Origin of the sequence: Streptomyces cinnamoneus (assembly GCF_002939475.1) — a bacterium.
Lineage (GTDB): Bacteria > Actinomycetota > Actinomycetes > Streptomycetales > Streptomycetaceae > Streptomyces > Streptomyces cinnamoneus_A.
Genome location: NZ_PKFQ01000001.1, coordinates 4,169,596 through 4,191,791, shown reverse-complemented (window position 1 = coordinate 4,191,791; position 22,196 = coordinate 4,169,596). Strand labels below are relative to the sequence as shown.

Annotated in this window: 15 protein-coding genes; 3 read left to right on the top strand and 12 right to left on the bottom strand. The window is 74.2% G+C overall.

Annotated elements, in window-relative coordinates; translation table 11 throughout:
* Positions 1-54: 54 nt before the first annotated feature.
* The 6 genes from CYQ11_RS18485 to purN form a co-directional block, all read right to left on the bottom strand.
* Positions 55-1,161, bottom strand: a complete 1,107-nt coding sequence (locus CYQ11_RS18485; RefSeq protein ID WP_099201717.1) for a helix-turn-helix domain-containing protein — start codon at positions 1,159-1,161, stop codon at positions 55-57.
* A gap of 508 nt (positions 1,162-1,669) precedes the next feature.
* The gene (locus tag CYQ11_RS18480; RefSeq protein ID WP_099201718.1) at positions 1,670-2,887 is read right to left on the bottom strand and encodes an NADP-dependent isocitrate dehydrogenase; all 1,218 of its coding nucleotides are present in this window, start codon (positions 2,885-2,887) and stop codon (positions 1,670-1,672) included.
* A gap of 195 nt (positions 2,888-3,082) precedes the next feature.
* Positions 3,083-3,703: a DUF3017 domain-containing protein gene (locus CYQ11_RS18475; RefSeq protein ID WP_240003620.1), complete on the bottom strand. Its 621-nt coding sequence runs from the start codon at positions 3,701-3,703 to the stop codon at positions 3,083-3,085.
* Between the two features lie 166 nt (positions 3,704-3,869).
* Positions 3,870-4,739: a bifunctional methylenetetrahydrofolate dehydrogenase/methenyltetrahydrofolate cyclohydrolase gene (locus CYQ11_RS18470; RefSeq protein ID WP_099201719.1), complete on the bottom strand. Its 870-nt coding sequence runs from the start codon at positions 4,737-4,739 to the stop codon at positions 3,870-3,872.
* 165 nt (positions 4,740-4,904) lie between these two features.
* Positions 4,905-6,485, bottom strand: coding sequence for a bifunctional phosphoribosylaminoimidazolecarboxamide formyltransferase/IMP cyclohydrolase (gene purH, locus CYQ11_RS18465; protein WP_099201720.1), 1,581 nt, complete (start codon positions 6,483-6,485; stop codon positions 4,905-4,907).
* Complete coding sequence (gene purN / locus CYQ11_RS18460; protein ID WP_099201721.1) at positions 6,482-7,108, bottom strand: phosphoribosylglycinamide formyltransferase; 627 nt, start codon at positions 7,106-7,108, stop codon at positions 6,482-6,484. Before purN ends, purH begins: the two co-directional genes overlap by 4 nt.
* A 317-nt stretch (positions 7,109-7,425) precedes the next feature.
* On the opposite strand from purN, the gene CYQ11_RS18455 reads away from it, so the two are divergent.
* Positions 7,426-8,187, top strand: coding sequence for a hypothetical protein (locus tag CYQ11_RS18455; protein WP_099201722.1), 762 nt, complete (start codon positions 7,426-7,428; stop codon positions 8,185-8,187).
* A gap of 573 nt (positions 8,188-8,760) precedes the next feature.
* On the opposite strand, the gene CYQ11_RS18450 is transcribed toward CYQ11_RS18455, so the two are convergent.
* The 6 genes from CYQ11_RS18450 to CYQ11_RS18425 form a co-directional block, all read right to left on the bottom strand.
* Entirely contained in the window at positions 8,761-10,704 is a 1,944-nt protein-coding gene (locus CYQ11_RS18450; RefSeq protein WP_099201723.1) for a cell division protein PerM, read from the bottom strand.
* Positions 10,705-11,127: 423 nt separating this feature from the next.
* Positions 11,128-12,012: a succinate--CoA ligase subunit alpha gene (gene sucD / locus CYQ11_RS18445; RefSeq protein ID WP_099201724.1), complete on the bottom strand. Its 885-nt coding sequence runs from the start codon at positions 12,010-12,012 to the stop codon at positions 11,128-11,130.
* Positions 12,013-12,032: 20 nt separating this feature from the next.
* Positions 12,033-13,211 (bottom strand): ADP-forming succinate--CoA ligase subunit beta, encoded by a 1,179-nt coding sequence (gene sucC / locus CYQ11_RS18440; RefSeq protein ID WP_099201862.1) that lies wholly within the window; start codon positions 13,209-13,211, stop codon positions 12,033-12,035.
* Positions 13,212-13,481: 270 nt separating this feature from the next.
* The gene (locus tag CYQ11_RS18435) at positions 13,482-14,627 is read right to left on the bottom strand and encodes a VWA domain-containing protein (protein WP_240003089.1); all 1,146 of its coding nucleotides are present in this window, start codon (positions 14,625-14,627) and stop codon (positions 13,482-13,484) included.
* Positions 14,628-15,118: 491 nt separating this feature from the next.
* Positions 15,119-17,578, bottom strand: a complete 2,460-nt coding sequence (locus tag CYQ11_RS18430) for a DUF5682 family protein (protein ID WP_099201725.1) — start codon at positions 17,576-17,578, stop codon at positions 15,119-15,121.
* Positions 17,575-18,804: an ATP-binding protein gene (locus CYQ11_RS18425; RefSeq protein ID WP_398780181.1), complete on the bottom strand. Its 1,230-nt coding sequence runs from the start codon at positions 18,802-18,804 to the stop codon at positions 17,575-17,577. The genes CYQ11_RS18430 and CYQ11_RS18425 overlap by 4 nt, the downstream gene beginning before the upstream one ends.
* On the opposite strand from CYQ11_RS18425, the gene CYQ11_RS18420 reads away from it, so the two are divergent.
* Positions 18,803-20,191, top strand: a complete 1,389-nt coding sequence (locus CYQ11_RS18420; RefSeq protein WP_099201727.1) for an SWIM zinc finger family protein — start codon at positions 18,803-18,805, stop codon at positions 20,189-20,191. The genes CYQ11_RS18425 and CYQ11_RS18420 overlap by 2 nt on opposite strands.
* Before the next feature lie 346 nt (positions 20,192-20,537).
* Positions 20,538-22,139, top strand: a complete 1,602-nt coding sequence (locus CYQ11_RS18415) for a DUF5691 domain-containing protein (RefSeq protein WP_099201728.1) — start codon at positions 20,538-20,540, stop codon at positions 22,137-22,139.
* Positions 22,140-22,196 lie beyond the last annotated feature (57 nt).

Below are 22,196 nucleotides of genomic sequence, written 5' to 3'. Positions count from 1 at the left end.
GGGTCAACCTCCTGCGCTTCCGCCCGGGTCAGCCCCCTGCCCCCTCCGCCCGGCTCAACCCGTCGGCCCCGGCTCCGCCGCCCCGGCCGCCCCCGCCGACTCCGACGGCTGTTCGGACGCCGCGCGCGGCACCGTGCACCCCTTGCGGCCGGACATCAGGGACGCGCACGCGGAGGCCTGCCCGGAGTCCGTGACGGCGATCATGCGGGTGTGCGCGTCGGCGCCCCGGTCGACCTTGCCGCTCTCCGTGCGGGCCTGCCCACCCGTGTCGCTTATGCGCAGGGTGTCCCCGGGCACGGCCTGGGTGATGCGGGCCCAGGCGGCGCCGCAGACCCTGCTGTAGCGCACCTCCAGATAGGACGTGCCGACCGTGGCCGAGCCGGCCGTCGTCGCGTGCTTGCCGCCGCAGCCCATCGTCTCGGGGTCCTGGCCCGTGCAGTCGCCGCCCGTGCACTTCACCCCGGCGGGCATCCCGGGGGCACTGCTCACGCTGGGCGTGGCCACCGTGCCGGTCGCTGCCTTGGGGCCGTCCTCGGCGCCGAGCAGCAGCACGGCGGCGGCGACCACGAAGAGGGCGCCCACGGCCCCCACCGTGAAGAGCACCGCGTGGCGCCGGGGCCGGAGCGGTGCCCGCCGGGCCTTCACGGGCACGGCCTGCGCCCTGACGTCGGGCGACTCCCCCGGACCGGGCAGCCCCGCGAGCGGGTCCTCCTGCGGCGGGCGATTCTCGGGGCGCGGCGCCGGGCGGACCTTGACCTTCACCTTCGCCTTGGCCTTGCCCTCGGCGGCGCCGGCGCCGTCGCCCTCCTCCCGCGACGGGCCGAACTCGCCCAGCGCCGCCCGGGCCTCGGCGACGCGGATGGCCTCCATCGTCACGTCGTGCCGCAGCTCCGAGCGGCTCCAGGACCGCTCGGCCAGCTCCCACAGCGTGCCCAGGTGGCCGACGTCCGTGCCGGTCACCTCGGCGAGGGCCTCAGCGGCCCCCCGAGGCGGCAGCAGACGACCGTTCAGATACCGCTCCCACGAGGTCTTGCTGTAGCCGGTGCGGTCCGCGACGGCGGCGATGCTGAGCCCGCTGCGCTCGACGAGTCTGCGCAACTGTTCGGCGAACTCGCGTACCTGCGGGTCGAGTTCTTCTGGTAGCGCCCTCCAGCGAGGCATTGCCCTCCCCTGTCCCCCGGTCCGTACGGTCGTCTTCCCCGTGTCACTGGGCGGCCCCGTGGCCTCGCTCCCCGCCGCCCGTCCCGGCACCCGCTCCCCATAACTTTGCTCCCGGCCACCCACGGGGATGCCCGAAACCAGCATGTCAGTTCCCAACGGGGCGGCGCACGGTGGCACTTGGGGTTGATCAGGCCGACAGGGCGCACGCCCCTGGGGCACGCCGGGGCCACCCGCCCGAGGCCGGCGTGTCACCGTACGGTGACACGCCCGGGCCATTTGATGCGGAACGGGGACCTGGTGCCGAAACGGTCACTTCCGCGCCACAAGGGAACGGCGGACCTTGATCCGGTCTGACGCGATCATGATCCTCAAGGGGTGAGCGGCGGCCGGTCCTCCCACGGGGGTGGAGGACCGGCCACCGGCTCTCCTCCACCCGCCTTCCTACCCGGTCCCGCGCGGGGATACGCCGAGAGAGGCGCAAAGGGCTCGTAACGCGCGAAACGACGGCTCACACCGCCAGCTTCGTCCGGAGGTTCTGATCAAGGGCCGCCAGGAACTGCTCGGTCGTGAGCCACGGCTGCTCGGGGGAGATCAGAACGGCCAGGTCCTTGGTCATCTGGCCGCCTTCGACGGTCTCGACGCAGACCCGCTCCAGGGTCTCCGCGAACCGGGTGACCTCGGGGGTGCCGTCCAGCTTGCCGCGGTGGGCCAGGCCGCGGGTCCAGGCGAAGATCGAGGCGATCGGGTTGGTGGAGGTCGGCTTGCCCAGCTGGTGCTGGCGGTAGTGGCGGGTGACCGTGCCGTGCGCCGCCTCGGCCTCGATCGTGCGACCGTCGGGCGACATCAGGACCGACGTCATCAGGCCCAGCGAGCCGAAGCCCTGCGCGACGATGTCGGACTGGACGTCGCCGTCGTAGTTCTTGCAGGCCCAGACGTACCCGCCCTCCCACTTCAGCGCCGAGGCGACCATGTCGTCGATCAGGCGGTGCTCGTAGGTCAGCCCCGCGGCCTCGAACTCCGTGCGGAACTCGGCGTCGAAGACCTCCTGGAAGACGTCCTTGAACCGGCCGTCGTACTTCTTGAGGATCGTGTTCTTGGTGGACATGTAGACCGGGAAGCCGCGGTCCAGGCCGTAGCGGAACGAGGCGCGCGCGAAGTCGCGGATGGACTCGTCCAGGTTGTACATCGACAGCGCGACGCCGGCGCCCGGGAACTCGTAGACCTCGAGCTCGATCGGTTCGGAACCGTCCTTCGGGGTGAACGTCATGGTGAGCGTGCCCTCACCGGGGACCTTCAGGTCGGTCGCGCGGTACTGGTCGCCGAAGGCGTGACGGCCGACGACGATCGGCTTCGTCCAGCCCGGCACCAGGCGCGGCACGTTGCCCATGATGATCGGCTCGCGGAAGATCACACCGCCGAGGATGTTGCGGATGGTGCCGTTGGGCGAGCGGTACATCGCCTTGAGGCCGAACTCCTCGACCCGCGCCTCGTCGGGCGTGATCGTCGCGCACTTCACCCCGACGCCGTACTGCTTGATGGCGTTGGCGGCGTCGACCGTCACCTGGTCGTTGGTGGCGTCGCGGTGCTCGATGCCCAGGTCGAAGTACTTCAGCTCGACGTCGAGGTACGGCAGGATCAGCCGGTCCTTGATGAACTGCCAGATGATGCGGGTCATCTCGTCGCCGTCGAGCTCGACGACGGGATGGGCAACCTTGATCTTGGTCATGAGCCGGTACGTCCCTCTCGCGCAGCGTGGTCCCCCGTCGGGAGACGGGCCCCCTCCCCCGCACCCCGGGCACGCCAAGGCGCCCGAAGGCACGGGGAAAGGAATATCTTGACGTCAAGATACTGAGGAAGTGTCTCGACATCAAGATATTTCTGGGGCCGGCCCCGCGGACGACCCCACGGAACGCACCTTGCCCTACCGGACGGTGAAGTGCAGCACGTCCTCCAGGAACGGCAGCTTCAGCCACGCGTGCGGCTGAGCCATCAGGGCCAGCAGGACGATCGCCACTCCCAGACCGCCGTACGTGGCGATGTCCGTGAAGCGCGAGCGCACGGCGAGCATGCCCACGGACGGCAGGGCCCAGCGCAGCGCCGCGCCCCCGAGCATGGCCAGCCCGATCAGGAGCGTGCCCACCCGGAAGGCGTCGAACGCGACGATCAGCAGGCCGAGGCCCGTGGCGCCGAAGACCGCCAGCAGCGGCCACTGGCGCGCGGGCGCCGGCGCGCCACCGGGCGCGGCGCGCCCGCCGCCCTCGGGGCGGGCCGTGTCCCGGGTGACCCGGGGAGGCCTCCGGGAGGACTTGCCGACGGCGGGGGCGTCGGCTGCGTCGCCGGTGCCCTCCGTCACGCCCGCTCCGGCCTCGGCGCCGACGCCGTTCTTGGCACCAGCGCTGCTCTTGGCGCTGACGCCGTTCTTGGCGCTGACGCCGTTCGCGCCGGCCGCACCTTCGGCCGTCTCGCCGGTGACTGCCGCGCCGTTCTCGCCGGCCGCCTTCCCGGTGCCCTCCGTCGCGCCCGCGCCGTTCTCGCCGCTCACGCCGTTCTTGCCGGCCGGCCCGCTGGCGCCGCCGGGGGTTCCTGCGCCCTTCTCGGCGCTTGCGCCCTGCTCAGCGCTTGCGCCGTTCTCGGCGTCCGGGCCGGCCGGCCCGGCGTCCTGCCCGCGCTTCGCTCCGGCCCCGTTCCCGGGCCGCGGCGCGCCCGGCTCAGCCCGCATCGCCACCGCCGGCTGCGCGCTCCGCGGCCTCCACCACGTTGACCAGGAGCAGCGCCCTGGTCATCGGGCCGACACCGCCCGGGTTGGGCGAGACCCAGCCGGCGACGCCTGCCACCGCGGGGTCCACGTCGCCCATGATCTTGCCTTCGCCGTCCCGGCTGACGCCCACGTCGAGGACCGCCGCGCCCGGCTTGACGTCCTCGGGCTTGATCAGGTGGCCGACGCCCGCCGCCGCGACGATGATGTCCGCACGGCGCAGCTGCTCGGACAGGTCACGGGTGCCGGTGTGGCAGAGGGTGACCGTGGCGTTCTCGGTCCTGCGGGTCAGCAGCAGGCCGATCGAGCGGCCCACGGTGATGCCGCGGCCCACGACGACGACGTGCGCGCCGTTGAGCTCCACGTCGTGGCGGCGCAGCAGCTCGATGATCCCGTTGGGGGTGCAGGGCAGTGGGCCGGTCTCGTTGAGCACCAGGCGGCCCAGGCTCATCGGGTGCAGGCCGTCGGCGTCCTTGGCCGGGTCCATCAGCTCCAGGACGCGGTTGGTGTCGATGCCCTTGGGAAGCGGGAGCTGGACGATGTAGCCCGTGCAGTCGGGGTTCTCGTTGAGCTCGCGGACGACCGCCTCGATCTCCTCCTGGGTGGCGGTGGCGGGCAGCTCGCGCTGGATCGAGCCGATGCCGACCTCGGCGCAGTCGCGGTGCTTGCCGGCGACGTACCACTTGCTACCGGGGTCGTCGCCCACCAGGAGCGTGCCCAGGCCGGGCGTGACGCCCTTGGCCTTCAGGGCCTCCACACGGACGGTCAGTTCGGACTTGATCGCGGCCGCGGTGGCCTTGCCATCGAGAATCTTGGCGGTCATGGGGGCCATCCTCCCGGATCGTGCGGCCCGCCTTCCACTCAGGTCGGGTCCGCGGTGTGCCTTTGCGTGGGGTGCGAACCGCCCACGGTCCGGCCAGATCGCCGGACACGTGGGCGTACGGCCGTACGGACGCGGCACGCGCGCGTACCCGTACGGCCGGACCGGTCAGTGGAAGAAGTGGCGCGTGCCCGTGAAGTACATGGTCACGCCCGCTGCCTTCGCGGCCTCCACCACCTGCTCGTCGCGGACGGAACCGCCGGGCTGGGCCACCGCCTTGACGCCCGCGGCCAGCAGCACCTCCAGGCCGTCGGGGAAGGGGAAGAACGCGTCGGAGGCCGCGTACGAGCCGCGGGCGCGCTCCTCGCCGGCGCGCTGGACGGCCAGCTTGGCGGAGTCCACGCGGTTGACCTGGCCCATGCCGACGCCGACGGTCGCGCCGTCCTTGGCCAGCAGGATGGCGTTGGACTTCACGGCGCGGCACGCCCGCCACGCGAAGGCCAGCTCGGCCAGCTCCGCCGCGGGCAGGGGCTCACCCGAGGCGAGCGTCCAGTTGGCCGGGTCGTCGCCCTCGGCCTGGAGGCGGTCCTTGGCCTGGACCAGCAGACCGCCCTCGACGGGCCGGGACTCGCCGTGCGCCGCGGGCGCGTCGGCGCAGCGCAGCACCCGGATGTTCTTCTTCCGGGCCAGTACCTCGACGGCGCCGGCCTCGTAGTCCGGCGCGACGACGACCTCGGTGAAGATCTCGGCGACCTGCTCGGCCATCGCCACCGACACCGGGCGGTTCACGGCGATCACACCGCCGAACGCGGACAGCGGGTCGCAGGCGTGCGCCTTGCGGTGCGCCTCGGCGACGTCCGCGCCGGTCGCGATGCCACAGGGGTTGGCGTGCTTGATGATCGCGACACAGGGGTCGGCGTGGTCGTAGGCGGCGCGGCGGGCCGCGTCGGTGTCCACGTAGTTGTTGTAGGACATCTCCTTGCCGTGCAGCTGCTCGGCGTTCGCGAGCCCCGTGCCGGTGGAGTCGAGGTAGAGCGCGGCGGACTGGTGCGGGTTCTCGCCGTAGCGCAGAACCTGCTTGCGGGTGTAGGAGGCCCCGATGAAGTCGGGCCACGGGCCCTCGTCCGCGCCGTAACCCTCCGCGAACCAGTTGGCCACGGCCGCGTCGTAGGCGGCCGTGTGCTGGAACGCCTCGGCGGCCAGGCGCTTGCGGGCGGCGAGGTCGAAGCCGCCGTCGGTGACGGCCTTGAGGACGTCGTCGTAACGGCCGGGGTTGACGACCACCGCGACCGAGGGGTGGTTCTTGGCGGCGGCGCGGACCATCGAGGGGCCGCCGATGTCGATCTGCTCGACGCACTCGTCGGGCGAGGCGCCGGAGGCGACCGTCTCGCGGAACGGGTAGAGGTTCACGACCACCAGCTCGAAGGGCCGCACCCCCAGCTCGTCCAGCTGGGCGCGGTGCGCCTCAAGGCGCTGGTCGGCGAGGATGCCGGCGTGGACGCGCGGGTGCAGCGTCTTGACCCGGCCGTCCAGGCACTCGGGGAAACCGGTCAGTTCCTCGACCTTGGTGACGGGGACGCCCGCAGCCGCGATCCGGCCGGCCGTCGAGCCGGTCGAGACGAGCTCGACGCCGGCCGCGTGCAGCCCGTGGGCCAGCTCTTCCAGGCCCGTCTTGTCGTAGACGCTGACCAGCGCGCGGCGGATGGGCCGCTGGGTGTCCTCGGTGGTCGTCGTACCTTCGGCGGTCACGGGATCCTTACCTTTCGTCCCTCTATGCGGTAGCCGTTGCGGGCCATGCGCCCCACGACATCGACGAGCAGCGTGCGCTCGACTTCCTTGATCCGCTCGTGCAGCGCGGATTCGTCGTCCTCGTCCCGGATCTCGACGACGCCCTGGGCGATGATCGGGCCGGTGTCGACGCCCTCGTCGACGAGGTGCACGGTGCACCCGGTCACCTTCACGCCGTACGCGAGCGCGTCGCGCACGCCGTGGGCGCCGGGAAAGCTGGGGAGCAGGGCGGGGTGCGTGTTGACGAGCCGCCCCCCGAACCGGGCGAGGAACTCCTTGCCCACGATCTTCATGAAGCCTGCCGAGACGACGAGGTCCGGCTCGTACGCCGCCGTCGCCTCGGCCAGCGCCTGGTCCCAGGCCCCGCGCGAGGCGTGGTCCTGCACGCGGCAGACGAAGGTGGGCAGCCCGGCGCGGCCGGCGCGCTCGAGCCCGGCGATGCCGTCGCGGTCGGCACCCACGGCGACGACGCGGGCGCCGTAGCCATCGGGGTCGGCGGCGATGGCGTCGAGCAGGGCCTGCAGGTTCGTGCCGGAACCGGAGACGAGCACGACGATGCGGGCGGGGCGGTTCGGCGCCTCCACGGTTAAGGCCCTTTCTCGCGGTCTGGTGCGGTGGTGAGCGCGGCCGGCCGACCGGTCGGGTCGGCCACGGTTCGCCGGTCACACTTCGTGGGTCAATCTTCGTAGGTTCGTACAGGCCGAAGGGTTCGCCGAATACGGGGGACTCTACGAAGCCGTCGACCGCCAGCAACGATACCGGCACACCGAACGGCCCCCACGGGACGGGGGCGTGCTCGGCGGGTAGCGTCGGACCGGGCCGGCCGGCGACACGGGAAACCGGGCGCGTCGCCGTAGGCTCGATGTGCAGGACGACGCCACAAGGGGAAGAAACACTCCACATGCCGGACCGACGCCGCCACGCGGCTCACCGCCCTCCGCTGCCCGCCGCCATCGCGCTGCGCGGACGCCAGTCGCCGCCGTCGAACGCCACGGGCTCGGAGGACCAGCGGGACAACCCCTTCGCGGCGCCGCCCGAGGGCCGGCCCGACCGGCCCTGGCAGCCGCGCCAACCGCAGCCCCCCGCCGGGGACGGCGACGGAGACGGCGAGGGCGGCTCCGGCCAGCAGCCCCCCGCGTGGGGCAGCCAGTGGAGCAACCGCCAGCCGGGACGGCAGGACGGCGGTTTCGGCGGCCAGGGAGGCGGCCCCGGGGGCCCCAACCCGTCCGGAGGCGGCCCGGGCGGCGGCCTGCGCTGGGACCCGACGGACCCCGCACAGCGGCGCGCCCGTTACGCGCTCCTCGCCGGCATGTGGGGCTTCTTCTTCGCGCTCTTCAGCATCCCGCAGGTGGCGCTGCTCCTCGGCGCCCTCTCCGTCTACTGGGGCATCAGCGCCCTGCGCGCCAAGTCCAAGCCCCGCGACCCGGACACCCCGGCCCCGGCGCCCACGGCGGGCGGCTTCCGCCCCCAGACCACGGCGGCCGTCAGCGGCCTGGTCACCGGCGGCCTGGCCCTGGCCATCGTGGCAGCGACCTTCACCGTGCACCTCGTCTACCGCGACTACTACACCTGCGTCGACGACGCCCTCACCCAGACGTCCCTCCAGTCCTGCGAGAACCACCTCCCGAAGCAACTGCGCCCGCTGCTGGGGTCGCAGGACTGAGACGGGGCGGCGGGGGCGGTCGGCTGCGGGGCGGGACGGTGCCGGCTGGGGTGAGCCGAGCGGCTCCGTGAGCGCGTGCGGGGGCAGCGCGGCGCTGGCAGGGCGAGCAAGCGGCCCGAGCGAGCGAGCCGACGGCCCTAGCTTGGCCCGTCCCACCGGCACCACAGGCGGGGTGACCCCGGGCCGGGCCGAGCCGAGGCGCCATGACCGCGCGCGGGGGCAGCGTGGCCGGTGGCGGGGCGAGCAAGCGGCCCGAGCGGGCGAGCCGGCGGCCCTAGCTTGGCCGGCCCCACCGGCACCACGGGCGGGGTGACCCCGGCCGGGCCGAGCCGAGGCACCATCACCGCGCGCGTGGGCAGCGCGGGCGCTGGCGGCGTGAGCAGCCGGCTCTCCCGTCAGCGAACCGGCCTCTGCGGAGCCGGGCCCGCAGGCACCACGAGCGGGATGGCGACGGCTCACACCGACCGGCTTCACCACCCACACGCGTCGACTGGCGGGGCGGGCGAGCGGCCCGCGAAAGCGAGCGAGCCGGGGCGAGGCGTGCCCGGGGCTCGGCAGTCCGCGGTGGTGCCGTCAGTCCCCTTCCGGCGCCGAGGGCTTCGCGCCGGGGGCGTCCAGCTCCGGGGCCAGCCGGGCACCGGAGTCCTTGAGGGCCGCCCAGCGGACCTGGCGGGAGCCCGTGTCGTGCCAGGCCGGGGCGGAGACGGCGGCCGGGTCCGGGGCACCAGGGTCCCGGGGCCCGGGTTCCTGGGCCTCGGGGTCCTTGCGGCGGGGCTTCCACCAGGGATGGCGCGCCGGAGCCGGCGGCGCGGCCTCGGGTGGCTGCCCGGCGCCCAGCGTCGGCAGCAGCGGAAGCATCTCCGGTTCGTACGCCACCTCCGGCGGCGGAGGCTCGCTCGGCCCGAAGCCGTACCAGGCCGCCACGCCCCGCCACCACGACCGCGGCCGCTCGTCGTCGCCCCCGGCCTCGCGCCCGGCCTCGTCCTCGCCGGCGTCCTCGCCGGCGTCCTCGTTCTCGTTCCCTTGCGTGCCGGTCGCGCCGGGCTCCTCCGGGTGGCGCGGCTCCCGGGGGTGCCGCTGTGCCTCGGGGTCGTGCGGGGGCGCCGGTGACGCCGGCTGCGGCTGCGGCTCCTGCCCCGGTTCGTCCGCGTCCACCGCCAGCCCCAGGGCGTAGCCCACGCGCCGCCACCCCGTCAGCACACCCGCGTCCGCGTCCGTGCCCGCTTTGGCCCGCGCCCGCAGCACCGCGCCGCGCCGCCACCGCACCACCAGCGCGCCCGGGACGCCGAGCGCCCCCGTCCACGCCGCGGCGGCCGCGCCCGTGCGCCAGCACGGCGGGCCGAAGTCGGCCAGGACGGCGTTGCCGAGTGCGCCCGACGCCGCGTAGGCGAGCACCGTGGTGAGCACCCCGCAGAGCAGGGCGGCCAGCAGGGCGATCATCGCGACCTCACGGCGCCCCACCCGCGTGGTGCGCCGCGGTACGGCGGCCCGCGCGGCCGCGACCCCGACCCCGGCGGTCAGCGCGACCGCCCCGGCCAGCCCCAGGGGGCCCGCCTCGCCGGGCGAGGGAAGCGCCGCGAGCAGGGGGAAGTGCGGCAGCAGCGGGCGGTCGGCCGCCACCGCAAGCGGGGCGACCACACCGCCCGCGCCGGCCGTGAAGCCTGGCCCCACCCCGTAGGCCGCGGCCCAGACGACCGCGTTGGGCAGCAGCGCCGCGCTCAGCAGGGACACCGCGAGCCGGCCGTGCCAGCCGGTCGCGAGGTGGGCGAAGGCGTCCCGCGCCGCGCCCGTGTGCAGACCCAGCGAGACGGCCAGCAACAAGGTGCCGCCGAGCAGGAGCACCCCGGTGGCCGACACCCCGGCGCGCACGACCGTGGCCATGTGGGAGCGCGTGAACCATGCCCGTACGCCCCAGGGCACGTACCGGCGTACGAACAGGGGTGCGGGTGGTGCGGGGAGGCCCGCCGCCGTCCAGACCCCGGCCGCGATGAACGCCGCCGCGACCAACGGCAGGTGCAGCAGCGCGCTCAGCGGCGCGACCCGGACCGGCGCGGACCAGGAGTACAGCGCCGCGGCCGCGGCCACCAGCAGATAGCCGCCCAGCATGGCGGTGATCGCCGTGCGCGGGGCGGGTCCCGGCGTGTCCGGGGGAGCGCTCTCGGCGGGTTCGAGGGCGTGCCGGGCGGCACGGTAGAGCAGGGTGCAGGGCACCACGGCGAACAGCAGCGGCGTCAGCCCGAGCGGCGCGGGCACGCCGGACAGCGTGTCGGTCCGCACCAGGGCCGCCCCGTGGGCCAGCAGCCACAGGTCGGCGGCGATGCGCAACGCGTCCGCGGGGCCGCTGTCGGGGTACGGGGAGGTGATCCACAACGCCAGCACGCCCATGGCGAAGGCCCCGAGCCCCAGACCGGCGGCGAGGACCCCGCCGAAGAACACGTGGCTCGCCGCGGACGGGCCGCGCACGGCGGGCCGATGGCGCGGCGGCGACGCGGGGCCGTGTTCGGCGTAGTGGCTCACGGGGCCATGCTGCCAACAACACGCCTTTCGGGCGTGTAGCCGGTAGCTGGTGGATAACCCTCGTGTCGCCCGTATGGGGAGTATCCGGATGTGCCGGGAATGTATCGATAGTTGCGGAAGAGGCGCGCTCCAGGGCCACTTGCGCGTCGGGCGGCCCGCCGGTCCCGCCGGGCGGGGCCGCTCAGGCCGCCACGCGGATGGATGGCCGCCACGCGGATGGACGGCGACCACGCGGACGGACGGCCGCCACGTGTAAGGGCGGCGACCACGCGCAGGGACGGCCGCCACGTACAAGGACGGCCACCACGCGCAGGGACGGCCACCACGCGGACGGACGGCCGCCACGCGTACGGGCGTGGGCCCGCACCCCTGACGGAGTACGGGCCCACTGCTCCCGGACGTGTCGCTCCGGGGGACGGCGTGTCAGCCGGCCAGCGCGGCGCGCGCGAGGCGAGCGGTCTCGGACGGGGTCTTGCCGACCTTCACGCCCGCGGCCTCAAGGGCCTCCTTCTTCGCCTGCGCGGTGCCGGAGGAGCCGGAGACGATGGCGCCGGCGTGGCCCATCGTCTTGCCCTCGGGCGCGGTGAAGCCGGCCACGTAGCCGACGACCGGCTTGGTGACGTTGGCCTTGATGAAGTCCGCGGCGCGCTCCTCGGCGTCGCCACCGATCTCACCGATCATGACGATCAGCTCGGTCTCGGGGTCGGCCTCGAACGCGGCGAGCGCGTCGATGTGCGTGGTGCCGATGACCGGGTCGCCACCGATGCCGACGGCCGAGGAGAAGCCGATGTCACGGAGCTCGTACATCATCTGGTAGGTCAGCGTGCCGGACTTCGACACCAGACCGATGCGGCCGGGCTTGGTGATGTCGCCCGGGATGATGCCGGCGTTCGACTGACCCGGGGTGATGAGACCGGGGCAGTTCGGACCGATGATGCGGGTCTTGTTGCCCTTGGACTTGGCGTACGCCCAGAAGGCGGCCGAGTCGTGGACGGCGATGCCCTCGGTGATCACGACGGCCAGGCCGATCTCGGCGTCGATCGCCTCGACCACGGCGGCCTTGGCGAAGGCCGGCGGCACGAAGACGACGGTGACGTCGGCACCGGTCTTCTCCATCGCCTCGGCGACGGAGCCGAAGACGGGGACGGCCGTGCCGTCGAAGTCGACCTCGGTGCCGGCCTTGCGCGGGTTCACGCCGCCGACGATGTTGGTGCCGTCACCCAGCATGAGCTTGGTGTGCTTCATGCCCGTGGCACCGGTCATCCCCTGGACGATGACCTTGCTGTCCTTGGTGAGGAAGATAGCCATGGTTGTGGAGTCCTCGTCCCTTACTTAGCCGCAGCCAGCTCGGCGGCCTTGTCGGCCGCGCCGTCCATGGTGTCCACGCGCTGCACGAGCGGGTGGTTGGCGTCCGAAAGGATCTTGCGACCCAGCTCGGCGTTGTTGCCGTCGAGGCGCACGACCAGCGGCTTGGTGACGTCCTCGCCCTTGTCCTTGAGCAGCTCAAGGGCCTGGACGATGCCCTTGGCGACCTCGTCGCACGCGGTGATGCCACCGAAGACGTTGACGAAGACGGACTTGACGTCCGGGTCGCCGAGGATGATCTCGAGGCCGTTGGCCATGACCTCGGCGGAGGCGCCACCACCGATGTCGAGGAAGTTGGCGGGCTTGACGCCACCGTGGTTCTCACCGGCGTAGGCGACGACGTCGAGGGTCGACATGACCAGACCCGCGCCGTTGCCGATGATGCCGACCTGACCGTCGAGCTTGACGTAGTTCAGGCCCTTGGCCTTGGCGGCCGCCTCAAGCGGGTTGGCCGACGCCTTGTCCTCGAGCGCCTCGTGCTCCGGCTGGCGGAAGTCGGCGTTCTCGTCGAGCGAGACCTTGCCGTCGAGGGCGATGACGTCGCCGCTGGCGACCTTGGCGAGCGGGTTGACCTCGACGAGGAGCGCGTCCTCGGCGACGAAGGTCTTCCACAGGGTCACCATGACCTCGGCGACCTTCTCGGCCACCTCGGCCGGGAACTTCGCCTGGGCGACGATCTCGCGGGCCTTCTCGATGGAGACGCCCTCGTTGGCGTCGACCGGCACCTTGGCGAGCTTCTCGGGGGTCGTCGCGGCGACCTCCTCGATGTCCATGCCACCGGCGACCGAGGCCATGGCCAGGAAGGTGCGGTTGGTGCGGTCGAGGAGGTACGAGACGTAGTACTCCTCAAGGATCTCGGGAGCGGTCTCGGCGATCATCACCTTGTGGACCGTGTGGCCCTTGATGTCCATGCCGAGGATGTCCGTCGCGCGAGCGACGGCCTCGTCCGGGGTCGCGGCCAGCTTCACGCCGCCGGCCTTGCCGCGGCCACCGACCTTCACCTGCGCCTTGACGACCGACTTGCCGCCAAGGCGCTCAGTCGCCGCGCGCGCCGCCTCAGGCGTGTCGATGACTTCACCGGCCAGCACCGGTACACCGTGCTTGGCGAAGAGGTCCCTCGCCTGGTACTCGAACAGGTCCACGCGCGTCCGTCCCTTTTCCATGGATATCGCGGTTCGTTGTCTGCGCGGGCGTGCCGCAGGGCAGCGTGACGACGCGATCTTTTACGAGGGCGGCACACGTTCACCGTTGACGCGGCATGTCCGTCTCGCAGGTTATCCCCGAGGGCGGGAGGTCCCTAAATCACAGGTCACACTCTGGCCGTGATTACGCTCACAGATCGCGACGGCGCCCGTACGCATACGGGTATACCGGGGCCCGGCCGGATCCGCCGCCCAGCGCCGCGCCGCGCGTCAGGCGCCCTTTCCGGGTATCGGTTCGGGGACCGGCAGGGGGCGCTTCTCCAGCGCCGCCGCCATGACGTCCGGGAAGAGGTCCGGGGTGCAGGCGAAGGCGGGCGCGCCAAGGGCCGCCAGCGCTGCCGCGTGGTCCCGGTCGTAGGCGGGGGCGCCCTCGTCGGAGAGCGCCAGCAGGGTGACGAACTGAACACCGGACGCCTTCATCGCCGCGACACGCTTGAGCATCTCGTTGCGGATTCCGCCCTCGTAGAGATCACTGATGAGGACCACGACGGTTTCCGCCGGGCGGGTGATCCGTGACTGACAGTAGGCGAGGGCCCGGTTGATGTCGGTGCCTCCGCCGAGCTGGGTGCCGAACAGCACGTCCACGGGATCGGTCAGCTGGTCGGTGAGGTCCACGATGGCGGTGTCGAAGACGACCAGGCGCGTGTCGAGGGTCCGCATCGAGGCGAGGACCGCGCCGAAGACGGAGGCGTAGACGACGGATGCGGCCATCGAGCCGGACTGGTCGATGCAGAGGATCACCTCCTTCTTCACCGACCGCGCGGCACGGCCGTAGCCGATGAGACGCTCGGGGACGACGGTGCGGTGGTCGGGCAGGTAGTTCTTGAGGTTCGCCCGGATCGTGCGGTTCCAGTCGATGTCGGCGTGGCGGGGGCGGCTGACCCGCGCGGACCGGTCGAGAGCGCCGGAGAGCGTGGCCCGCGTGCGGTTGGCCAGGCGCTTCTCGAGGTCCTGGACGACCTTGCGGACGACGGCCCGCGCGGTCTCCTTCGTGGCCTCGGGCATCGCCCGGTTCAGGGACAGCAGCGTGCCGACGAGGTGGACGTCCGCCTCCACGGCCTCCAGCATCTCCGGCTCCAGCAGCAGGGCCGACAGCCCCAGCCGGTCGATGGCGTCGCGCTGCATCACCTGAACGACGGAAGCCGGAAAGTACGTGCGGATGTCCCCCAGCCAGCGGGCCACGCGCGGCGCGGACCCGCCGAGCCCGGCCTCGCGCCGGCCCGGAGCCGCCGCCCCGCCGGAGCCGTAGAGGGCCTCCAGGGTGCGGTCCATGGCGGCGTCGCTCCCGGCGAGCGCACAGCCGGTGCCGTCACCCCCGTCAGCCTCACCCCCGAGAACGAGCCGCCAGCGCCGCAGCCGCTCGGCGACGGGATCGGCGCACGGAGAGACGACGCCCGAGCCGGCTGAGGCGAGGCCCGGGCCAGCTGAGGCGAGGGCCACGGGATCGCCGGGACGGGCGCCCGAGGCCGCACCGCTGGTGGTGGTGATGGTCACGGCAGCGACCTGGCCGCCGATGGCCGGCGCGGCACCGATGGCCGGCGTGGCACTGCTGGTGGTCGGCGTGGCGCCGGAAGCCGTCGCGTCGCGGGTGGCCGGCGTGGCGCCGGAGGCCGACACGGCATGGCTGGCGCTCGCCGTGGCGCCGCAGGCCGTCGCACCGCCGGTGATCGGCGTGGCACCGATGGCCGGCGCGGCACTGCTGGTGGTCGGCGTGGCACCCGTGGCCGGCGTGGCGCCAGTCGTCGGCACGGCGCCGATCGTCGCCGCCCCGCTGGTCGTCGGCGTGCCGCCGGCGGCCATCGCGCCGCCGGAGGTGATCGCGTCGCCGGAGGTCATCGCGTCGGTCGTCATTCCGTTCCCCCTGTGTGTGCGATGCCCAGCAGCAGGCGCATCGTCGGCAGCACCGCCGCCGCGCGCTCCTCGTCCAGGCCCGCGCCGAACCCGTTCCTCGTTCCCTCGCCGCGGACGGCCTCCGCGCCGCTCGCCCTGCCCCGCCGGACCAGTTCGCCGAGCGTGCGCCGCACGCCGGGCTCGTACGCGGAGAAGGTCCGCCGCAGCAACGGCAGGACGTCCGTGAACGCGTCCGGTGGAACGCCGGTGAGCCAGGTGTCCACGAGCCCGAGCAGGCGCTCGTCGTGGACGAGGAGCATGCCGCCGGCGCCCCCGCTGCCGACGAAGCCCTCTATCCACGCGGCCGCCTCGGCCGGGGCCGTGCCAGGCGAGAGGGCGAGGCCCATCAGCCGTGCCGCCTCGTCGTCCGTCAGCCGCCCGTCGTCGAGCAGCAGCCGCGCGGCCCGTCCCCGGATGCCGCCCGGCAGCCCGTCGCGCCCGGCGAGAACCTTGAGCACGGCGGCCCAACGGCCGCGTATGCCGGAACCGGCAGCGGCGACGTCGGCATCGGCGGCATCGGCATCGGCGGCCTGGGGGCCCGTATCGGTCTCTTCCGCCTCGGTCTCCCCGGCGGGCGGCCGGCCGGCTTGGCCGAGCAGGGCCACCGCCTGGTGCACCGCGTCAATGTGCCCCCGCATCTCCTCGGCCGCGTCCGTGTCGAGACCCGCGCACGCCGCGGGCAGGCTCACGAAGACGCGCTCGGCCAGCCCCGCGGCCACCTCGCCGAGGGCGGCCGTGTCGGTGCGGCGCACGTCGCCGTACCGCACGGAACGCACGAGGGCGGGCAGGGCCCGGGCCAGGTGCCCCACGTCCGCGTCGAGTGCGGCGCGGTCGGCGAGGGCGCGCATGACGACGGGCAGGGCGGCGGGCAGCCCCGCGAGGAGGCAGCGCTCAGCGAGGGCCGTGACCTCGGCGAGGGACGTCGCCTCACGGGCCAGGGACTCCGCCTTCGCCGTCGCCGCGGCCTCCACCGTGGTGCCCCAGGCCGCCGCTTCGGCCATCCGCACCGACAACTCGGGCTCCCAGCACACCCGCCAGCTCTCGCGGAACGTCCCGAGCCCTGAGCGGTGGCGGGCCGGCTCGCCCCAGCCGACGCCGAGCAGCCGCAGACGGTGCAGCAGCAGGCTGCGGGCCGCGTCGACGTCCTTGCGCAAGTCGAACTCGTGGTCACGATGGGCCGCTTCGGGCTTGAGGCGAAGGCTCCGCTGGAGCCGCGCGAGGTCGCGCTGGAGCGGTGTGGCGGGCGCGGATTCGGGGACCTCGCCGAGCACGTCCCCGATGACCAGCCGGTCCTGGACGAGCGCCAGCGGCACGTCGGAACCGTCGCACATCGCCGACCGGATCGCGTCGGTGGTCTCGGCGAGCCCGGCGAGCGGGCGGCCGCGCATGGCGGCCAGGGTGTCCGCGAGCCGTACGGCCTCGATGACGTGCGCGGAGGAGACGGGAAAGTCCTCGTCGCGCAGCAGGCCGGCGACAGTGGTCATCCAGCGCTCGACGGGACGGTCGGGGGCGTGGAAGAGGTGTCCGTACCAGCCGGGCGAGGTGATTCCGGCGCCGTAGCCGCTGCACCGGGCGAGCCGGCGGTGGGTCCAGGGCACCCAGCTCAGCTCGGCCTTGACCTTGGGCAGGCCCTTGAGCAGCTGCCGGTCGGCGGCGACGGTCCGCTTGGCGGCGAGGGCCGGTACGTGCCAGGCGCCGCAGACGACCGCTACGGCGTCGCCGAACTGACGCTTCGCCTCACGGAGTTTGAGCCGCATGTGCGCTTCCCGGACGGCGTCCCGGTCGGCGGGCCCGTCGCCGCCGGTCCCGCCGTCGGCGGCCTCCTCCCCGAAGGCTGCGCGCAGCTCGGCCATGGCCTCGGCGACGGCCCGGAAGGGCGCGAGGGCGTCGCCGCCGGCCGGGCCGCCGGCGCGGCGGTGCTCGACGGCGTCCTCCCACCACACCTCGGGGTCGTCGTAACCGGCGGCTCCGGCGAGCGCGGCCAGGGGGTCGAGCCGTGGTGCGACGGGTCGGCCACCGTCACCCTCGCCGCCCCCCTCGCCCTCGCCGCTGCCGTCACCCGCGCGGTGCGGCTTTTCGTCCACAGCGAGGGAGTGGGCGGCGGGCAGGTCGATGAAGCGCACCGGGACGTCGTGCGCCAGTGCCCACCGGACGGCCACCCACTCCGGGGAGAACTCGGCGAACGGCCAGAACGCGGCGCGCCCGGGGTCGTCCGCGACGTGGGCGAGCAGGGCCACGGGCGGGCGCATGCCCTCCTCCGCCGCGAGGTGGACGACGGCGTCGGCCTCCGGCGGCCCCTCGATCAGCACGGCGTCGGGCCGGCACTGGTCGAGAGCCGCCCTCACGGCCCTCGCCGATCCCGGGCCGTGATGGCGGACGCCCAGCAGCGCGGGGGTCGCGGTGGCGGGCGGCGTCATGCCGACACCTCGCGGCAGGCGCGGTAGAAGTCCTTCCAGCCGTCGCGCTCACGGACGACGGTCTCCAGATACTCCTGCCAGATCACCCGGTCCGCCGCGGGGTCGCGGACGACGGCGCCCATGATTCCCGCGGCCACGTCGCCGGCGCGCAGCACACCGTCGCCGAAGTGCGCGGCGAGGGCGAGCCCGCCGGTGACGACGGAGATCGCCTCGGCCGTGGACAGCGTGCCCGAGGGCGACTTGAGCTTGGTGCGGCCGTCGGTGGTGACCCCGTCGCGGAGCTCGCGGAAGACCGTGACGACGCGGCGGATCTCGTCGATGCCGTCGGGGGTGGCGGGCAGGTCGAGGGAGCGGCCGAGCTGGTCCACGCGCCGGGAGACGATGTCCACCTCGGCTTCGGGCGTGGCGGGCAGCGGCAGCACCACCGTGTTGAAGCGGCGGCGCAGGGCGCTGGAGAGCTCGTTGACGCCGCGGTCGCGGTCGTTGGCGGTGGCGATCAGGTTGAAGCCGCGCACGGCCTGGACCTCTTCGCCGAGCTCGGGGATGGGCAGGGTCTTCTCCGACAGGACCGTGATGAGCGTGTCCTGGACGTCGGCGGGGATGCGGGTCAGCTCCTCGACCCGCGCGGTCATGCCCTGGGCCATGGCCCGCATGACCGGGCTGGGCACGAGCGCCTCGCGGCTGGGGCCGTGGGCGAGGAGCCGGGCGTAGTTCCAGCCGTAGCGGATGGCCTCCTCGGCGGTGCCGGCCGTGCCCTGCACGAGCAGGGTGGAGTCACCGCTGACGGCGGCGGCCAGGTGTTCGGACACCCAGGTCTTGGCCGTGCCGGGCACGCCGAGCAGGAGCAGGGCCCGGTCGGTGGCCAGCGTGGTGACGGCGACCTCGACGATCCTGCGCGGGCCGACGTACTTCGGCGTGATGACGGTGCCGTCGGGCAGCGTGCCGCCGAGCAGGTAGGTGGCGACGGCCCAGGGCGACAGGCGCCAATGCTCGGGCCTGGGCCGGTCGTCGGCCGCGGCGAGGGCCTTCAGCTCGTCGGCGAAGGCGTCCTCGGCGTGCGGTCGCAGGGCTTCGGTCTCAATTCCGGACACGGTCACAAGTCCCCCTCGTCGTGCGGTTCCGGGATGCGTCTCACACCCTGCACCACCCCACTGACAATCGGCCTTTGCCCGTCGAATCCGCAGGTCAGAGCGATTGTCAGTGGGTGGCCCTACCTTCGGGGGCATGAATCCGCAGGGGGAACGCTGGACGGCGGAACAGGTGCTCGCGCTCGCACCTGACGCCGCATCACGTAAGGCGGGCGCGAAGCTCGCGGCGCCCGGACCGTGGTCGGGCCCGGGTGCGCACACGGACGGGGGCGTGGGCGCGGTGTGGGGGGAGTGCGCGGGCAGCGGCAGCAAGCCGTACCGGACGGTCGTGGACCTGGCGGGGCAGGGCGGACCGGGCTTCCACTGCAGCTGCCCGAGCCGCAAGTTCCCCTGCAAACACGCCCTGGGGTTGCTGCTGTTGTGGACGGAGGGGCCGGCCGCGGTGCCGGCCGCGGACGCCCCGCCGGACTGGGCGGGGCAGTGGCTGGAGCGCCGCCGGGGGCGTGCCGAGCGGGCCGATTCGGAGGCCGGGGCAGTGGGGGGTGCCACGGCCCCGGTGGACACGGAGGCGGCGCGGCGGCGTGCCGAGCGGCGGGCGGGGCGTATCGCCACGGGTGCCTCGGAGTTGGAGCAGCGGCTGTCCGATCTGCTGCGGGGCGGGCTGGCCGCGGTCGAGGGGGCGCGGTACGGGCAGTGGGAGGAGACGGCGGCCCGCATGGTCGACGCCCAGGCACCCGGACTGGCCGCTTGGGTAAGGGAGTTGGCCTCGCTCGCCGGGTCCGGGGCGGGGACGGACTGGGCGTCGCGCATGCTGGAGGAGTGCGCTCTGCTGCACACCCTCAGCCAGGGGTACCTGCGCGTGGAGGAGCTGCCCGAGGCGCTGGCCGCGACGGTGCGCAGCCGCGTCGGCATCAGCACGGACGCGGCGGCCCTGCTCGCCGCGGGCCCGCTCGTGCGCGACCACTGGCTCGTCCTGGCCCAGCGGGACAGTGACGACGGCCGCCTGACCACCCGCCGCATCTGGCTCCACGGCCGCGAGACGGGCCGCATGGCCCTTCTCCTGTCCTACGGGGCGGCGGGCCGCGCCCCCGAGTTGTCCCTGCCCGTGGGGCTCGCCCTGGACGCCGACCTGGCCTTTCACCCTTCCGCGCGACCGCTGCGCGCGGTCCTGGGCACCAGGCACGGCGCACCCGAGCCCTGCCCCGCCCCGCCGCCGGGCGGCGACGCCCGGGACGCCCTGCGCGCCTACGGCGACGCCCTGCGGGGCGACCCTTGGCTGGAGGCATGGCCGGTGGTCCTGTCCTCGGTGATACCGGTGCCGGGCGACGGCGGACGCAGGTGGCACATGAGCGACGTGGAGGGTGAGTCGGCGCTGCCGGTGGCCTCTCGCGGCGGCGGTGACGGTACGGGGCTGTGGCAGCTCGCGGCCATATCCGGCGGCGGGCCGGTGACGGTCTTCGGCGAATGCGGCCACCGGGGCTTCACACCGCTGGCGACGTGGGCCCCGGAGCCGGTGGCGCTCTGACGCGCACCGAACGGCCTCCGGCACCCAGCGCCGCCCGGCGCCCGTGGCCCGGGGCAAGCGCCCCCACTGCATCGTGCCGGCCGGCACGGTCGGCGGGCGGGTCGGCACCGGCCGGGCGCGATCTTCAACGCCCGGCATCCCGTCCTCCCGCTCCCACGCCCGTACCCGCAGCCGGTGCGACCGCCTGGCGACACGCCCCTGAAGTGGCGCCCGGGACATCGCGGCGCCGAACGCGGCACCCCCATGCTCCCGCCCCGATGAAGCGACAACGCGACAGTCAGAACACGAGCCAAGACATGTCGACACACGACCGAGACTGCGAGCGACACGAAAGGCAGGCACGCACATGACGACCGGCACCTGGGACGACCTCGTCTCGGCCGCCCTGCTCGGCACCGAGCGGCGCACGCCGCCCGCTCCTCCCCGGGCCGGGCAGGACACCGCCGGCGCCCTGCTGGACGCCGCGGCGCTACGGACGGTGCAGCGTCGCGCCGCCCTGCTTCCGGCGCCCGCGGCGGCGCGGCCCGAGGCGGCGCCCGAGGATCCCAGGCCCCCGTTGCCGGACGCCGCGCGGCGGCGGCTGGCGCTGCTGCTCGCCGACCGGGCGGCGCCGGGCGGCGGGCGGCGCGGTGGCGCCCCCGACCTCACCGAGCTGCTGCCCCAGTGGCTCGCGGCCGCCAACCGGCACGGATACCGCGCCCCCGCCGCCCTGCTGCCCGCACTGCTGGAAGCCGCCCGCGCCCGTAGCGACCTGCGGCCGGACGCGCTGGCACTGGGCGGCCCCCGGGCCCTGTGGCTGGCCCGGCTCAATCCGCAGTGGAAGTACGCCCTCCGCGGCCACGCCGCGGGAGCCACGGCCCCGGCCGCCACGGGCGAAGCCGGCGGGGGCCGGGAAGAGCGCGTGTGGCAGGAGGGGCTGTTCGCCGAACGTGTCGCCGTGCTGGCCTCGGTACGGCACCGCGATCCGTCCGCCGCGCGGGAGATGCTGGCCGCGACGTGGCCGAAGGAACGGGCCGAGGACCGGCTCCTGCTCCTGGACGTGCTGCGGGAGGAGTGCTCGCCCGCCGACGAGCCGTTCTTCGAGCAGGCCCTTTCCGATCGCAGCCGCAACGTACGCGCCGTGGCGGCCGAACTGCTGTCCACCCTCCCCGGTTCCGCGCTCTCACAGCGGATGGCGGCGCGGGCCCGGGCCTGTGTCGCCCTGGACCGCACCGGGGAGGGCGGTCCGCGCATCGTGGTCGAGGCGCCGCACGAGTGCGACAGCGCGATGCAGCGGGACGGCGTCGTGCGCAAACCCCCGGCCGGGCGGGGTGAACGTTCGTGGTGGCTGACCCAGCTGGTGGAGGCGGCACCGCTGTCCCTCTGGTGCGAGCGGTTCGGGGTCCGGAGCGCCGAGGAGGCCGTCGCCCTGCCGGTGGCAGACGGCTGGCAGCCCGATCTCCACGCCGCCTGGTGCCGGGCGGCGGTGCGGCAGGGGGACGCGGAGTGGTCGCGGGTGCTGCTCGGCGCCGCCGCGTCACCGCCCGCGCCCGCGGGCTCCTCCTGGCTGGACCCCGCGAAACTGCTCTCGGCGCTGCCCGCGGGGGAACGGGCCGTGTGGGTGGCCGACTTCATCGGGGCACACGGCCTGTCGGAGGCCTTCCGGCTGCTGGGGGTGTGCGCGGTGCCGTGGGCCGAACCACTGGGGAGGGCCGTGGTGGACGCGCTGGACTGCGCCCGGGACGCGGGCGGCTACCCGTGGAGCTTCAGCGGGGTCATGGGCCTCGCCGAGCGCTGCCTCGACCCTGAGCAGGCGGACCGGCTGGAAGCGCTGACCGTCCGCCCCGCGGCAGCGGAATCCGTCCCGACCACACCCGGCGCGGACTACTGGACGGAGGCGTTCGAGCGCCTCATAGGCACACTGCGGCTGCGCGCCACGATGCGAGCGGAGCTCGCGGCGGCCGGCTGAGGGCAAGCGCGGCGCAGCCGCGCACCCGAACCGGCCCTGCGGGACCCCGGGAAACGT